This is a genomic window from Nonomuraea sp. NPDC048916, from assembly GCF_040649575.1.
Classification (GTDB): Bacteria; Actinomycetota; Actinomycetes; order Streptosporangiales; family Streptosporangiaceae; genus Nonomuraea.
Genome location: NZ_JBEZFS010000251.1, coordinates 1 through 424, shown reverse-complemented (window position 1 = coordinate 424; position 424 = coordinate 1). Strand labels below are relative to the sequence as shown.

The window sequence follows — 424 nt, the reverse complement described above, 5'->3', positions numbered from 1 at the left end:
CGGCCACAAGCAGCCGTCGATCCTCTACACGGTCGGCGAGCGCCACCGCGAGCGCGCCGCGATGATCAGCGACGCCCTGGAGGCCGTCGACCCCTTCGAACTGCGGTCCCTCACCGAGAAGTTCGCCGACGAGCTGATCGACGCGGTGTGCGCCAAGGGCGAGACGGACCTCGTCGCCGACTACGCGGCCCTGCTGCCCGTACGGGTCCTCGCCCTCCTCTACGGCTTCGCCGAGGAACAGGGCCCGGTCACGGCCGTCGATCATGTCGTTCAGCGCGGTGACCAGACCAGGGCCCTGTTCCTCGGCGAAGCCGTAGAGGAGGGCGAGGACCCGTACGGGCAGCAGGGCCGCGTAGTCGGCGACGAGGTCCGTCTCGCCCTTGGCGCACACCGCGTCGATCAGCTCGTCGGCGAACTTCTCGGT

The 424-nt window shown here is 69.8% G+C and carries 1 pseudogene; it reads left to right on the top strand.

From position 1 onward, the window contains the following. Positions 1-424 (top strand): annotated as a pseudogene (locus tag AB0C16_RS40715) (hypothetical protein); the annotation flags it as partial.